Here is a 12,451-nt window from a genome sequence, read left to right as displayed (position 1 = left end):
CCCTAACCTCTGGCCATTCTCAGAAAATCCTCGTAATCAATCTTCATGGGCTTATTCGCCTCAACAAACTTAGCGTAAGCGCAAAGGTCCTCCCACTCCTCCCGGATTTTTTCGATATTTAAAGCGGTAGTTTTGTACACATCTTTGTAGGTAGCCCGTTTTCGTGGTTCCTCAAAGAGGTCAAAATCTCCCTTGAACCTAGCTGTCGTGGTCTCAACGCACACCACATAGGTTTCTCGGTCTACCAGCTGGTCGCTGATAAACCCTAGGCGAAGCGTGTAGATAATCGGGTCATCGCTCCACAACCACTCCACAACACTCAAGACCGACGCCTTGCCTCTGCTCCCATTTTTATCTGGGAAGGGAGAGTCAATGCTGTTTGTCATAAGCGCGTGCTCAATGAGCTCTTCTATCGTCTCGACAATTTTCATGTTCCGAGCGCGGGCGCATAGCTCAAGCCCACTCTTTAAATATGGGGCAATCCTGGTCGACAGAACTACCTTTTTTGAGCGGTTTGCCATTGGGTGACTCCAAAGCGCTTACAAAATTTGTGCTTGCAGATCATGTTACTTACAAATACGATGCTTACGTCCGGACGAGTATCGTACAGTCCGCCCCACCGATCAAGGATAAACACATGAGCCAAGCAGAACAGTTCGCACCGCTTTCGGTAAGCGTCGAGGACGCCGCGAGGATCGTCGGCCATTCGCGTTCCGGGATTTACGAACTTATAGCTAGCGGAGATCTGAAAGCCTTCAAACTTGGCCGGCGACGGTTGATTTTGATGACTGAGCTGAAGGCGTGGATCGAACGCGCAGCTAGGGACGGTGCACGATGATTCTGGAATTTACCAACAAAGAGCACCTGATGCTTGAGTTGGCCTGCGACACGTTCCGGGCCATGCAGGGGATGAACACCCTCACCACCGAATACGAACGCTTAAGCAAGCGCTGGGAGGAAGAGAAATCCGCCGTCCTCTGGCTCGTGCTGAGCCGTTTCGTCGATGAGCCTAGCGACAAATGATCAGGAATGAACCGCGCAGGGTTCCGCGAGAAATTACCAAGGCGGTGCGGGAACACCGCCTTGGCGAAAACACACTGGATAGCACCAACGTGAAGGGCAAACTATGACACGCCATTCTTCAACTGAGCAAGACTCCAAGATGATGGAGGCCCTGCGCAACGGGCCGGTATCGACCATCGAAGCCGCCAAGGACCTGGATATCGTCCAGCCGCCTAACACCATTCGCCGCCTCAGGAAAAAGGGGCACGAGATCCACACCTACTGGACGCACCAGTCCACTGAGCCTGGCCGCCCGCCTCACCGCGTCGCCAAGTACATCCTCATGCGCGAAGCGTCGTAAACCAGAAAAGCGGGGGTGTCCTCAGTTTTGAGGACACCCCCGCGCCTGCCTGTGAACTACTGGTTTGGTTACCCAGCCGGATTACGCTGAGGTCGATTCAGTGGAATGCCTAGCCACAAAACTACTTAGCCGCGGCGACACGGTTAGCATCGAGCTTGGGCAGCTCGCCATTCAACCGGCGAGCGGCAAGCCCGTACCGCCTGAGTGGATGGATCAAAAAGCACTGGAGATTTGCCGATCGGTACTGGCGGCAATTGGAGTCGATGCATTCAGGTATGAAGGCTATAGCACGGGCCGGTACGGAGAGCACAAATCGGCCGGCGTGACCCTTCGCTTCACATCGGTACTGACTGGCGAAACTGCCTACGCCATTTTCAATGTGGACCTGACCCGCAAACGCACAACGGTAGGAGGCAAAGCTGGCGCACCTCTTCCAGCCGGTGAGTTCCGTGTCGGCAAGCGAAGCCAGTTTTGCAAGTTCTGGCAGAGCACTGGTCTACCACTGCCTGAGCGGATGCAGCGGTTCCACAAGTGCATGGGAAAGCTGTCCAGCATCTTGCTGGCTGGCGAGGTGAAAAAGGACCGGCTTAATGTGCAGTCGCTCCAACCTGTGACCATCACCGCAGACCAAGCGCGCCTAGCAGTTCTAGGGCACAACTTGGGCACAACTGAGGCACAACTAGGGCACAAGGAGGGCACAACGTCAGGGCACAAGGAAACAGCGCAAACCCATACACTGCGCGGGTTACAGCCGATTCGAACTACGTGTGTTTCAAACTACGAAAACAAGTTAACAAGAAGGGACGATAACAAGACAGCCTCCATAACTGATTTGCCTACCCCTAAGCCACCCCAGGATCAGAGTGTTGATGAGTGGTTGGAGGCATACAGCTCCACCTAATCTACTTTGCCGAGATGGCACCAACCGCCCGCCAATGAAAAAGGGCACCACCCTGTTTCGGGGTAGTGCCCTTGATACTGCGAAGGTTTCGTAGTTTGTCAGTCCCGATCTGCGGGCTCGAACTGCTCGGTACCGCCCCGTAGACCTCGCAGCCCCGTCACCGCGGCTCGTGCAACACGATCAACGAATCCGACCTCAAGATTCGTGTACCAGCCGCCCATACCAAGTAGCGCGAACCGGATGGCGTCAAATGCCTCAGTTTCATCATGACTCGCCAGCTCGCAAACCTCGCAGTCAAAGAACGCAGCCCCCTTGCGCCAGTCCTCAGCCGCGCCGGGGTTGTTCCGCGGCCAATTGATAAGGCGCCCCTGGTCGTCCCGCCTGGTGAAGCTCATGTCCTCTCGCGTTTGGATGGCCGGGCTCATTGGTCTACCTCCAACGAGTCGAGCTTCTCTTGCAGCTCTGCGGCCTGGCAGTCTAGGTAATTGGCCCAGTCGTCTCCGATGTACTGGCCTAGGCCGGTCAGGGCTTGGACGTTGTGCCCCTTACCGTGGATAACGTCCGCACGTACGGCATTGAGCAGTGCCGTAAGCCAGGTCACGTGCTCGCGGGTTGAGTGGATCAAGTCGATAGCGTCGCTGGCTACATTGGCGTGGATCTGCAGTTTCATTGCACACCCCCTGCGCCGATTCCGGCAAAGAGAGTGGAGCAAGGCAACACCTTGACACTGATGTCGCCCAGGATCTTCAACGGTGCGAGCTCGGTCAGTTTGATGTTGGCCGGCAGCACCATGGTAGTGATGACTCGGTCGTGCGCGTCCAAAATTTGGATGGTATTCTGTTTAAATTGCATGACGTGTTCCTTCAAGATTCGTCGTGTGATCGCCAGGCCGCTGTTGACGCAGCGGCCTGGCACCTCTCAAAAGTGGGATTCCCCCACATTTAAATCCCCGGAATCTGGGGTATTTACTGCTTACCCTTCTCGTTCAACCATCCAATTGCCCAGCTCACGGGATCTTTACTTCCCTGAGGCTTGAGTGGCCTCCCTTCTCGCGCCGCCTGGCGCCCTTCCTGCTCCGTTTGTTCGTGAATCCATAAGGCGGTCAATCGAAACCCTGCTTCGCGTTGCCGCTCCTTGTAGAGCCTTTGGCGCTCAGCTGCTGAACGGGGCTGTTTCTGCTCGTCGGCCATCTATTTATCCGTGACTAGTTACGACAACGCCATACTGAATCATCGTGACTAGTTACGCAAGGGGTAACGTGCAACTTTTGCTGGCCGTACTCACTGCGCTGAAATCGCAGCCCAGTACCTCAGGCATCTACCGAAATCCGCTAGTTTCGTAAGTAGGTCGTAAAAGGACTGGGTTCCCACCAGTGGTGAATACCTCGGTTCCCTCAATTTGAAGAAATTACAGCCGCATCTGCCGGATGACCTGGCGCGGATCGGCGCCGGCGGCCAGCGCTGAGGTTGCGTCCCTGGTGAGCTGGGCAAGCGCCTTCTGCTCGAATTCATCGGCGAGCGACGCGGCTCTGCGTGATCAGCAGGGCCTGCTCTGGCGGGATTTTGGTCTTTGCCGAGTTGGGCAGGTAGTCGCAATCGATGACTGAGATAGGGGCTCCGGGAGATGTACTCAGCATTGAGTGCATCTCCCAGGTAAAAGCTCTGCTATGCCTATCTTACACGGTGAAATCTCGCGATCTGTGGCGACTTCGTCTCAGTGAGACTGATTAGGCCTCACTGATTCAAAAACACATAGCATCCTTCGATGCTATACAGCGCTAGAAATTGCTTTGAAAAGAGCACTAAATCGAGTAAGGGTTTCTTCGCTCAGATGCTCGGGTGGAGAGGTGGAAAAAGCCGCTGCTACTGCATAATGATTGAAACCGCCCGTAGGGCGTACGTTAATCTTTTTAGTTATCAAGGCGCGCTCGATACGATGCACTATACGATCTCCCTCAGGCAGATCCGACTCTAGAATGGGCGTATCACCTAGTGCTTTCGCATAGACCTTGTTGAAGTAATCAAGATAGAGCGCGACATCAAACAAGTCCTCAATATCACTAGGAACACTGTTGTGGCCGAGATTTTCCAAGTCACGAAACTGAGACGCATTGAAAACCGATTTCTGAGCAAGTAGTCTTTGTTGAATCAAACCGTCAAGCTTTTGCTCTGGCTTTCCACTGTAATCATGTAACACCGCCAATTCCAGTCCATTCGCCCCCAGAAGTGATACAAATGTTGCAACGTTATTGAGACCACCTACTGGAACTATAGTTATATTATCCGGCAGCCCATTACCGCCATCAGCTTGAACTAGCGCAGATACAGTTTGTAGGTAAGCGAGCTCTGACGGCCCCTCCACTAACAAATTTCTCGTTGTGATGAAAAGATTCTGCGCCAGATTCCACCCTAACGCAGCCTGCAATGGAAAGATTGTTCGTGCATCCGATCCTGAAATATTATCAGAGATAACTGTCCCTATTGCGGCCTTATCTTCGACAACTCGAACTTGGTGTAACCTATTCGAATGCACCATGAAAGGCGAGTGCGTCGTGTAGATAACTTGATGATCGTCAGCCAAAGCATCAATGTATCGTAGAAAGTCAGCTTGAGCTAAGGCGTGCAGCGCAAGACCAGGCTCATCAAGCAGGAGAATCAATTGCTTATGCAAAGGTGTACCCGCTGGATCAAGCTGTTGTTGAACACTATCGAACCAAACTAGAAAACTGAAGAACCAAATAAAACCTCGACTTCTTTGATCAAATGGCGTTGTTACACCACGATGACGACGATTCTTGATACGTAAATACAGATTTGGACCATCGTTGAATGGCGCCTCATCAGTAACATCAGAACGGATATCAACCTCTACCTCTAAGTCTTCATTCTGTTTCCAAAATTCCAGCACTTGGTCGGTAAGGCTAATAGACACTGCCTCAACCTTAGCTTTGAGTTCTTCATACCCCGAACTTCCTGAAAAATCGTCTATATCTACTTCGGCCATACGTAGTAGAGCGAGCACAGCTTGGTGTTTTGGCTGGACCTGTTTTAGCGCGTTATGAGGGTCTGCCTTAGCGTTCGCCACTCGAGTAGCGAGATCTTTAAGGTTTAATTTCCCGGGGAGTAAATCGTAGTCACTGAAGTAGAGAAACTTGGGAAGCAGTTTGGATACATAGGTCCACACCTCATACTGTACGACGTTCTCCCAACTCGTTTTTTCAATCCGAGCCTTGAGACCATTCAAGAACTCACCATCTGCATCGGTGTAGTCGATATCGCTTAGCTCCTCAACAACGCTTCGCAGACTTGTAGCCTTTTTGATAGCTGCCGCAGCATCAGTGCTGAGACCGGATGTCAGGGCCATTGCAGAAATTACTGGCGCCTGGTCTACCGTAAGGGTGATATTTTTGGTGTTGTTATACAGAAAGGAAACTGAAAATTTGAATCCTTTCTCAATAGAGGTGTTGAACCGAGCGTTGATCTCATCAACTTCCTTATCGTCTAGCTGATAGATCAAAGCCACGGCGGTTTCCGGAGCCTCCTGATGGCGCTTCATATAGGAGGTGTAGTCTTTGCGCGGATAGTCGTCGGTAGGATTGAATTTCTCGAGGCCCAGCGCATCTTGAGCTTTATGCAGCGCCTTGAGGAAAACCGTCTTCCCAGCTTCGTTCATACCAACTAAAACTGTAACATCTCTATCAATTTCAACAACTTGTGAAGAATTAATCGAGCGGAATGGACCAACCGTCGCGGATACTAATTTCACCTCATATCTCCCTGTGTCAATCACTGAATTTTCGCGAAAACGCTGAGCGTACAGGAAGCGATTGCTGCGAAATAGATCTAGAAATCGTAAGCGAACTTCTTTAGTGAAATTGCTCATCAATTTCCAGAATGCTGCAAGCTTTTTGAACACTTTGAATACAAGTTGTGCTCCTATCCCCTGACAGCAGGCTGGAGCAGGCGTTGCTGTGACAGCAACGCCTTCAGGTAAAGGTGATCCTGGCTCACCTTTAAACCATGGGGTAGTGAAGCCGCCATACCACCCAATTCTGCCCTAGAGCAGAATTGAATCAGGTCTAACTGGCTGTGCCCTCTCAGAACGGGAATTCCCGGTTTGAGATGCCCACAATCAGGAGTATTCCCCCAGCGGGGGATGATCCGTCCAGATTTGGACGCATCACCTCGAGCGGCAAGCTTTGCACGCCAGCCGAGATATCCCAGAACCTTGGGATACCTCTTCCACGAAACGTGTCGCGCCCCAGCCCTATCGTAATGGAGCGGCGGGCCCAGCCCCCAATGGGGGATGCATCCATCGTTGAATGCTTCAAGAAACTGCGCGCCACGTTTTCAGAATTCGCAAAACGTGGCGCGGACAGTTTCAATGTCCAGCCTTGAGCTGGTCGACTTCATCAATGGTCAACGCCTTCCGGATGATCCTGTTTTGGATCATGCCGACTTCATGAAGAAGGTGCCTCGCGTACTGAAAAAAGATGCCGGAAACTTTTCCGACATCTACCTAGTCTCGATGAACCGCAAGCAGACCGAGTACTGAGCTGAAAACTCAGCCCTGTATCACTTTGCCTACCATCGATTTACTGCAACAAAAATCCCCTTCCTGATCCGCTGCACTCCACCTATTTCAGTCCCGTTTAATCCGGTTATGTGTAGCACCTAAGGTGCACCCTAAAAGCACTGGATAAACGTTCATATCAGACCTAATGTGTCCTCAAATGGGCTCTACCGAGGACCAACCATGACCACCACAGCCAAGCCACGCGGCCCGCAATCGAAGCCAACCAAGGCAGAGATCTCCGCAGCCTGGGCACGCCTTCGCGCAGCCGCACAACAAGGCAATGTCGAGGCGAACGCATTACTGATTGCCCTGGCAGAAAACAAACCCGCAATCACGATGGGGGCAGGACTTGCACGCGCCGGATAAGCCGCCAGTGGAGCGGGCAGACAAAGGTCAGTTCAAGAAGGGCCACTCCGGCAACCCTGGTGGGCGATCTGGGCAGACTCAGGCCATCCGGGCAAAGCTTTCTGAAGGGGCCGATGCGGTAACCAAGAAGGTGCTGGCAGCAGCCAAGAAGGGAGATATGCAGGCTTGTCGCCTGATCCTCGAGCGCCTGGTCCCGCCAATCAAACCAACTGCCGAGACGGTGCGCTTTGAGCTGGACGATTCCGACCTGCCTAGCGCAGCCAAATCGATCCTTCGCGCTGTTGCAGCGGGCGAGCTTCCACCAGACCAGGGCAAAGCACTGATCGAGGGGTTAGGTGCCGTCGCCCGAGTGATCGAAGTTGCCGAGCTGCAAAAGGCAGTCGAAGAACTCCGCGAAAAAATGGAGGGAATGCAGCAATGAGCATCAAGTCGTTGAAAGCGGAGCTGCAGCGCATCGCTCAGAAGATCGGCGCAGCAGATGAGACGGTGCTGCTGATCGTGCTGGCGGTCATTCGAGCAAACGTTAGCGAGTTGAAGACGGAGGAAGACTTTCCGAAAACCGCGGGGCATCACGTGGACTACCGGATTCAAGGGCGGAATGTCTCCCTGTTCTTCCCCTTCGCAGAGATGGATAGCGACCAGTGCGAGCAAATGGCCAAGGCCATCATCGTCCACACACGCCAGGTTGAACGCGCCGGCCGGACCCCTCAGGTCGGCATTCTGGAAATGCGGGTATCCGCCGCTGAAGGAGCATGGATCGTCACTTGGCCACCTGAAGGCGTAACGGTTGAACAACACGCCGCCGAGCAATACCGCCTGATCGTTGAAGCACGCAATGAACATCCGTAGCCAGGTCGAAAAACTGCGCCGGCAGACCGCTAAAAACCCGTTCAACGAGGACGTGAAGCAAATCAGCGATCTGATCGACGAATTGAGCGCGAATGCTGCCGGCTCCGAGTTACCCCACAGAAATCAAACGCTGCAAGACATTCTGGACGAATACCAGTCCTCAACCGCGGCCGAGCCCGGCCGCCACCTGAAGGAATCATCATGAAAATTGGAAAGCGCAACAATCTCAAGGTCGGTTCGGCAAGCGTCCACTACACCGAGTACGACCATATTTCCGTGGAATCGCGCAACTTCTCGATTCTCAACCAAAACGGGGCCAAAGCTACCTGGCAGGCTGGCTCCCTTTTCCGTCCGCTCCGCGAGCTGCAAACCCTGGCTTTGGAATGCTTCAAGGATGTTGGAAATGACATCGTGAAGATTCGTGCGAATACGGACTACAACCCCTCTGCCATCGAGCGCCTGAGCAAGGAAAAAATTGATCAGGTTACTGAAGCGCTGGTGCCGGCAATCAAGTCAGTTACTCAGAATATGCTCACCCTTTCAGAGACTGTGAAGCGCGGATTCGCACCTGTTTCCCCACGCAGTAATACGGATGTCGTTGGCTTCCTGGCTGACCAGGAGCTACGCACGATGGTCCGCGGTTTGCCTCCGGAGGAACGACGCTCTTTGGTGGCGGCGTCTCGCCAGGGAGCTCACCCAGAAATTGTCGAGGCGGTTCTCCGTGCACACCCAATGCTCTCCGGGCTCAGTTCAGAGTCGGCCAGCAGCCTGGAGCGAGCGGGCATCGCCGCTTCTCGTGCCGAAGATCTGGAAGCCCTGCGCCAAATGTTGAAGCTGTACGACGACGTGATGACCACCACGGCCCAGGTATGCATAGGGCTGTGCGGAATGGTGGATAACACCAATGGTTACAAGCTGCGATTTGAGAAGTGGCGCCAGGGTTGCGACGGCTCTGAGCTGCTGCGCGATTGGCTCGGCAACCTCCCCTCTCGTGCTCACACCACGAAAAAAGAATCAGCCAACCCTGGGGATGATGAGCCTGCAGATGCAGACGACGAAGGCTCCACCAACGACGACAAGGCAGCCTAGAAGCAGCTAGAACTCGACCTTCTTAAATTCAGAACATCTAGATAGAGGCTCACTTATGAGCCTCGCAGCACCGAGGGACACCTGATGACCGTGTCAGACCAATTTGCAGAAGCCTGCAAAACGACAAATCTCGAGCGAGTGGGCAAGCCAGATCGGCATATTGCCTACTCGGTACGAATTGTCAGTCTTGGCCAAGCTCACGAAGTGGACGGCCCATTCTTCACTGAAGCTGAGGCAGCAATCGTCGCGGGTTATCTGAAGAGCTCGTGCCGAAACGCCAAGGTCGAATCCTGCAGCTATCAGGACCACCCAGCCATAACCCCGCAACTGATCTTGGATTGCCAGGCCAGCCGCACTCGCCTGGCACAACAACTTGTAGACGATCAAAAGGCTAAATCTGAATGAACGTTCATGGTGAGAAGATGCAAACCGTTTTGGTCTATGGTCAGCTCGCAAAAATCACAGGACGGCGTGAGCATCGAGTAGCCACCAGCGCAGGTTGGCGGGACATCATGGGTTACTTCAAGCAGTTTGCGGGTTTTGAGCAGTTCATGATCGAGAGTGCCAGCAAAGGGCTGACATTCGCGGTTTTCAACGGCAAGGAAAACATAAGCCAAGACGACTTGCTGAAGCCCACCGGCAAAGGAGTGATTCGCATATCGCCGGTCATTACAGGCTCTAAGCGAGCTGGAATGCTTCAAACCATCGTCGGTGCGGTGCTCGTCGTTGTGGGCTTGGTTTACTCACCTGTTCTGCCCGTAGGTCTTGCCATGCTAGCCGGCGGCGTTATTCAGATGCTCAGCCCTCAAGCCAAGGGGCTGGGCACCCAGGACACACCCAACAACCGGCCCAGCTACAGCTTCAACGGAGCTGTGAACACCAGTGTCCAGGGCAACCCTGTTCCGCTGCTCTACGGCCGGATGATTGTCGGTAGCGCGGTTATCAGCGCCGGGATCTACTCTGAAGATCAGATGTAGGCAAAATGACCTACGTGTTCGGTAGCACCAAGAACACTACGGCATCCGACAAACTGATACAGCTTTGTTAGGGAAAACGGCAGGAGGGGCATTCATCAGCGCAGCTGTTCTACGCTGAGAGTCAAGCTTGAGTAACGCTGACAGGCTTACGTGCACTTAGAGATATTCAGCCTCTAACGCCGAAAGCTTTGTAGCAATCGTATCAGTGACCGCTTTGAAGGCGTCCCTCTTCTCCGCCACTGACTCATCCGTTTTCCTATTTAAAATGCTACCTACACCACGCGTGCTAGCCGGCCTACGACTATCGACAGCAACATACTTTTCCTTTTTCTGCTCATCGACCAGCCCTCTAATGCAAGCGTAAAGATCATTAGAATAGTTTTGCCATTCCCATTCGTTTTTAACGACTACCTTATCAAGCAGAACACACTGATCTCTGAACGATCGTAAAGCCTTACCCACGATTCCCGCTTCATCTAATTCTGTCGATTGATCAGATCCTTCAGCATACGAACGAATCCATCGAGCCTCTAGGACATTCATGGCAGCTTCCACTTCCCTTAGCGCCACATTAGCATCCCAAACAACGCCTAAAGCCTTTCCATGAACGATTTGCAACTTCCAGCTATTCCATCCTTTAAAAGCAAGCCCCGCGACCAAAACTGCGGCAATGGTCTGAATAAGAGCAGATACAGCACTTATTAAACTGAATGCCTTATCTGTGCTCTCAGGCCTCCCATCTGTAAACGTCGAATAAAAAAGCGCACAAACAAGTATGGTGAACGCAGCCAGCAGCCCGTAGAACCCGACAGAGTAGTGATTTTTCATCTAGAAGAAGGCCAAAATCAAAAGGCCATGATACCTATTACCAGGATGTTTCACATGGTATGCCTAGGCTGATACAGGCAGATTCCACCTTTCCCAGCCTTTTCACTTGATATGTAACACCCAAAATGCAACAGTGTTAGGACAACACCCTAACTGATACAGGCTGCATTATGTTCATCCGCGCTTACCTTCGAGCCTCAACCGACGAGCAAGATGCTGGACGCGCTCGCACAGCTCTCGAGAAGTTTGCCAGCGACCAGAACAAAGTCATTGCCTGCGAGTACCTAGAGAACGCCAGCGGAGCAACCGCAGATCGGCCTGAGCTGCTGCGCCTGCTCAAGGACGCCCGCAAGGGTGACGTGCTGCTGGTGGAGTCAATAGATCGCCTCTCACGCCTTCCTGTGGAGGACTGGCAGAAGCTCAAGGCCACTATCGACTCCAAGGGATTACGCATCGTCGCGCTTGATCTGCCGACCAGCCACCAAGGAATGCAGGACACCAAGGGCGACGAGTTCACCGGACGAATGCTAGGGGCGATCAACTCAATGCTAGTGGAAATGATGGCCGCCATTGCTCGCAAGGATTACGAGCAGCGCCGCGAACGCCAAGCCCAAGGAATCGAGAAGGCGAAAGCCGAAGGCAAGTACCAAGGTCGTCCGATTAATAAGGATCTGCACAAGCGTGTGAAGGAGCTGCTGGCGGCAGGCCTTGGAATTCGCGCCGCAGCTCGACACGCGTCATGCTCAACCACGACGGTTATGAAGATCAGGGACCAAAGTAACCCTTCTTAGGGTAGAGGCAAGGGCGGAAGGTTTGGAAATGATGAGAGAGGTGACAACGTCGGTGGTGGTGCGCGATGCCCAAGCCTTATCGCTAGTTCACGCTGAGATGACGACAGTGCCGGCCAGATCATGTGAACGTTCGACAGCTTCATCTCTTGCAAGTCCTTTTTATGCTGATCGCGACGAAGGGCAACCTTGAAAAACGAAGGGCTATGGTCGATGTGGTTTTCCTTCAGCCGCCACAGAACCACGAAGGCGAATTTCGGAGAAAGGTACCCATGACCTTCGTAGTAGCGAAGGGCATTCGCGAGTATTGAACCACCCTCTGCGTCGGCGAGCTTCTGCAGTGATCGCAAGCAAGCATCGTCGCGCATCTTCTGCGTCAAACGATCTAGTTTTTTCTGTGTGTCCTTTGCCGAGAGTTTGCGGCCCGCTTCAAATACCGAAACACCGAACCTGAGGATGCACTGAGAGCCGACCCAAAGCGCGTGGCCCGTGAGTGCGTTTCGAATCTCAAACTGATAGCGAAGCGACTCCTGATCACAAAGCTCACACGTCTCAGTTGGGTGCTCGTGATCCCTTACCACATCTTTGAAAGACCATTCCTCAAAAGCCTCTGGCAGCGTCTTGCCAACAGAGAGCGGAACGATATTGTCCCAAACACGCTGCGGGTAACTGACCATTTGCGCTTCTCCTTCGTCCTTGACTTGATCGGAACCAG

The 12,451-nt window shown here is 53.1% G+C and carries 20 protein-coding genes; 12 read left to right on the top strand and 8 right to left on the bottom strand.

The features are described 5' to 3' along the window. Positions 1-2: 2 nt before the first annotated feature. Positions 3-521, bottom strand: coding sequence for a hypothetical protein (locus tag L1O02_RS08260; protein WP_235759779.1), 519 nt, complete (start codon positions 519-521; stop codon positions 3-5). Between the two features lie 116 nt (positions 522-637). On the opposite strand from L1O02_RS08260, the gene L1O02_RS08255 reads away from it, so the two are divergent. The 3 genes from L1O02_RS08255 (at position 638) to L1O02_RS08245 (ending at position 1,363) form a co-directional block, all read left to right on the top strand. Further along, entirely contained in the window at positions 638-838 is a 201-nt protein-coding gene (locus L1O02_RS08255) for a helix-turn-helix domain-containing protein (RefSeq protein ID WP_235759778.1), read from the top strand. After that, positions 835-1,023: a hypothetical protein gene (locus tag L1O02_RS08250; RefSeq protein WP_235759777.1), complete on the top strand. Its 189-nt coding sequence runs from the start codon at positions 835-837 to the stop codon at positions 1,021-1,023. Before L1O02_RS08255 ends, L1O02_RS08250 begins: the two co-directional genes overlap by 4 nt. Positions 1,024-1,162: 139 nt before the next feature. Then, complete coding sequence (locus L1O02_RS08245) at positions 1,163-1,363, top strand: helix-turn-helix domain-containing protein (RefSeq protein WP_207239789.1); 201 nt, start codon at positions 1,163-1,165, stop codon at positions 1,361-1,363. A gap of 999 nt (positions 1,364-2,362) precedes the next feature. Here the strand turns inward: L1O02_RS08245 and L1O02_RS08240 are convergent. The 5 genes from L1O02_RS08240 to L1O02_RS08220 all read right to left on the bottom strand — a co-directional run bounded on the left by L1O02_RS08240 (position 2,363) and on the right by L1O02_RS08220 (position 6,029). Next, positions 2,363-2,689 (bottom strand): hypothetical protein, encoded by a 327-nt coding sequence (locus tag L1O02_RS08240; RefSeq protein WP_235759776.1) that lies wholly within the window; start codon positions 2,687-2,689, stop codon positions 2,363-2,365. Next, a complete protein-coding gene (locus tag L1O02_RS08235) occupies positions 2,686-2,934 on the bottom strand; it encodes a hypothetical protein (RefSeq protein WP_235759775.1) in 249 nt (82 codons plus the stop codon). The genes L1O02_RS08240 and L1O02_RS08235 overlap by 4 nt, the downstream gene beginning before the upstream one ends. Further along, positions 2,931-3,116 (bottom strand): hypothetical protein, encoded by a 186-nt coding sequence (locus L1O02_RS08230; RefSeq protein ID WP_235759774.1) that lies wholly within the window; start codon positions 3,114-3,116, stop codon positions 2,931-2,933. Before L1O02_RS08230 ends, L1O02_RS08235 begins: the two co-directional genes overlap by 4 nt. A gap of 113 nt (positions 3,117-3,229) precedes the next feature. Then, positions 3,230-3,454, bottom strand: a complete 225-nt coding sequence (locus tag L1O02_RS08225; protein WP_235759773.1) for a hypothetical protein — start codon at positions 3,452-3,454, stop codon at positions 3,230-3,232. A 577-nt stretch (positions 3,455-4,031) separates the two neighbouring features. Continuing rightward, on the bottom strand, positions 4,032-6,029 hold the full coding sequence (locus tag L1O02_RS08220) for an AAA family ATPase (RefSeq protein WP_235759772.1): 1,998 nt from the start codon (positions 6,027-6,029) through the stop codon (positions 4,032-4,034). Between the two features lie 618 nt (positions 6,030-6,647). On the opposite strand from L1O02_RS08220, the gene L1O02_RS08215 reads away from it, so the two are divergent. The 8 genes from L1O02_RS08215 (at position 6,648) to L1O02_RS08180 (ending at position 10,120) form a co-directional block, all read left to right on the top strand. Then, positions 6,648-6,818, top strand: coding sequence for a hypothetical protein (locus tag L1O02_RS08215; protein WP_235759771.1), 171 nt, complete (start codon positions 6,648-6,650; stop codon positions 6,816-6,818). A 201-nt stretch (positions 6,819-7,019) separates the two neighbouring features. Further along, positions 7,020-7,205 carry a hypothetical protein gene (locus L1O02_RS08210; protein WP_108545388.1) on the top strand — a complete coding sequence of 62 codons (186 nt, stop codon included), beginning with the start codon at positions 7,020-7,022 and terminating at the stop codon, positions 7,203-7,205. Further along, positions 7,189-7,626 (top strand): DUF5681 domain-containing protein, encoded by a 438-nt coding sequence (locus L1O02_RS08205; protein WP_219737507.1) that lies wholly within the window; start codon positions 7,189-7,191, stop codon positions 7,624-7,626. Before L1O02_RS08210 ends, L1O02_RS08205 begins: the two co-directional genes overlap by 17 nt. Continuing rightward, positions 7,623-8,054 carry a hypothetical protein gene (locus L1O02_RS08200; RefSeq protein WP_235759770.1) on the top strand — a complete coding sequence of 144 codons (432 nt, stop codon included), beginning with the start codon at positions 7,623-7,625 and terminating at the stop codon, positions 8,052-8,054. The genes L1O02_RS08205 and L1O02_RS08200 overlap by 4 nt, the downstream gene beginning before the upstream one ends. Further along, complete coding sequence (locus L1O02_RS08195) at positions 8,041-8,259, top strand: hypothetical protein (protein WP_235759769.1); 219 nt, start codon at positions 8,041-8,043, stop codon at positions 8,257-8,259. The genes L1O02_RS08200 and L1O02_RS08195 overlap by 14 nt, the downstream gene beginning before the upstream one ends. After that, positions 8,256-9,143, top strand: a complete 888-nt coding sequence (locus L1O02_RS08190; protein WP_235759768.1) for a hypothetical protein — start codon at positions 8,256-8,258, stop codon at positions 9,141-9,143. Before L1O02_RS08195 ends, L1O02_RS08190 begins: the two co-directional genes overlap by 4 nt. A gap of 84 nt (positions 9,144-9,227) precedes the next feature. Beyond that, a complete protein-coding gene (locus L1O02_RS08185) occupies positions 9,228-9,548 on the top strand; it encodes a hypothetical protein (RefSeq protein ID WP_235759767.1) in 321 nt (106 codons plus the stop codon). Next, on the top strand, positions 9,545-10,120 hold the full coding sequence (locus tag L1O02_RS08180; protein WP_235759766.1) for a tail assembly protein: 576 nt from the start codon (positions 9,545-9,547) through the stop codon (positions 10,118-10,120). Before L1O02_RS08185 ends, L1O02_RS08180 begins: the two co-directional genes overlap by 4 nt. Before the next feature lie 156 nt (positions 10,121-10,276). Here L1O02_RS08180 and L1O02_RS08175 read toward each other — a convergent pair whose 3' ends face one another. Then, complete coding sequence (locus L1O02_RS08175) at positions 10,277-10,948, bottom strand: hypothetical protein (protein WP_146189195.1); 672 nt, start codon at positions 10,946-10,948, stop codon at positions 10,277-10,279. 170 nt (positions 10,949-11,118) lie between these two features. Between L1O02_RS08175 and L1O02_RS08170 the strand changes: the two genes are divergently transcribed. Continuing rightward, positions 11,119-11,739: a recombinase family protein gene (locus tag L1O02_RS08170; RefSeq protein ID WP_235759765.1), complete on the top strand. Its 621-nt coding sequence runs from the start codon at positions 11,119-11,121 to the stop codon at positions 11,737-11,739. Here L1O02_RS08170 and L1O02_RS08165 read toward each other — a convergent pair. Next, on the bottom strand, positions 11,736-12,413 hold the full coding sequence (locus L1O02_RS08165; protein ID WP_235759764.1) for a hypothetical protein: 678 nt from the start codon (positions 12,411-12,413) through the stop codon (positions 11,736-11,738). The two genes, L1O02_RS08170 and L1O02_RS08165, sit on opposite strands and share 4 nt — an antisense overlap. Positions 12,414-12,451 lie beyond the last annotated feature (38 nt).

The organism is Pseudomonas sp. BC42 (assembly GCF_021560055.1).
Lineage (GTDB): Bacteria > Pseudomonadota > Gammaproteobacteria > Pseudomonadales > Pseudomonadaceae > Aquipseudomonas.
The sequence above is the reverse complement of the archived record's forward strand: the minus strand, read 5'-3'. Positions and strand labels throughout refer to the sequence as shown.

What these genes read in the sequence shown, in the direction of transcription:
- L1O02_RS08260 (WP_235759779.1), bottom strand. Translation starts at nt 521, where the DNA reads ATGGCAAACCGCTCAAAAAAGGTAGTTCTGTCGACCAGGATTGCCCCA.
- L1O02_RS08255 (WP_235759778.1), top strand. Translation starts at nt 638, where the DNA reads ATGAGCCAAGCAGAACAGTTCGCACCGCTTTCGGTAAGCGTCGAGGAC.
- L1O02_RS08250 (WP_235759777.1), top strand. Translation starts at nt 835, where the DNA reads ATGATTCTGGAATTTACCAACAAAGAGCACCTGATGCTTGAGTTGGCC.
- L1O02_RS08245 (WP_207239789.1), top strand. Translation starts at nt 1,163, where the DNA reads ATGATGGAGGCCCTGCGCAACGGGCCGGTATCGACCATCGAAGCCGCC.
- L1O02_RS08240 (WP_235759776.1), bottom strand. Translation starts at nt 2,689, where the DNA reads ATGAGCCCGGCCATCCAAACGCGAGAGGACATGAGCTTCACCAGGCGG.
- L1O02_RS08235 (WP_235759775.1), bottom strand. Translation starts at nt 2,934, where the DNA reads ATGAAACTGCAGATCCACGCCAATGTAGCCAGCGACGCTATCGACTTG.
- L1O02_RS08230 (WP_235759774.1), bottom strand. Translation starts at nt 3,116, where the DNA reads ATGCAATTTAAACAGAATACCATCCAAATTTTGGACGCGCACGACCGA.
- L1O02_RS08225 (WP_235759773.1), bottom strand. Translation starts at nt 3,454, where the DNA reads ATGGCCGACGAGCAGAAACAGCCCCGTTCAGCAGCTGAGCGCCAAAGG.
- L1O02_RS08215 (WP_235759771.1), top strand. Translation starts at nt 6,648, where the DNA reads ATGTCCAGCCTTGAGCTGGTCGACTTCATCAATGGTCAACGCCTTCCG.
- L1O02_RS08210 (WP_108545388.1), top strand. Translation starts at nt 7,020, where the DNA reads ATGACCACCACAGCCAAGCCACGCGGCCCGCAATCGAAGCCAACCAAG.
- L1O02_RS08200 (WP_235759770.1), top strand. Translation starts at nt 7,623, where the DNA reads ATGAGCATCAAGTCGTTGAAAGCGGAGCTGCAGCGCATCGCTCAGAAG.
- L1O02_RS08195 (WP_235759769.1), top strand. Translation starts at nt 8,041, where the DNA reads ATGAACATCCGTAGCCAGGTCGAAAAACTGCGCCGGCAGACCGCTAAA.
- L1O02_RS08190 (WP_235759768.1), top strand. Translation starts at nt 8,256, where the DNA reads ATGAAAATTGGAAAGCGCAACAATCTCAAGGTCGGTTCGGCAAGCGTC.
- L1O02_RS08185 (WP_235759767.1), top strand. Translation starts at nt 9,228, where the DNA reads ATGACCGTGTCAGACCAATTTGCAGAAGCCTGCAAAACGACAAATCTC.
- L1O02_RS08180 (WP_235759766.1), top strand. Translation starts at nt 9,545, where the DNA reads ATGAACGTTCATGGTGAGAAGATGCAAACCGTTTTGGTCTATGGTCAG.
- L1O02_RS08175 (WP_146189195.1), bottom strand. Translation starts at nt 10,948, where the DNA reads ATGAAAAATCACTACTCTGTCGGGTTCTACGGGCTGCTGGCTGCGTTC.
- L1O02_RS08170 (WP_235759765.1), top strand. Translation starts at nt 11,119, where the DNA reads ATGTTCATCCGCGCTTACCTTCGAGCCTCAACCGACGAGCAAGATGCT.
- L1O02_RS08165 (WP_235759764.1), bottom strand. Translation starts at nt 12,413, where the DNA reads ATGGTCAGTTACCCGCAGCGTGTTTGGGACAATATCGTTCCGCTCTCT.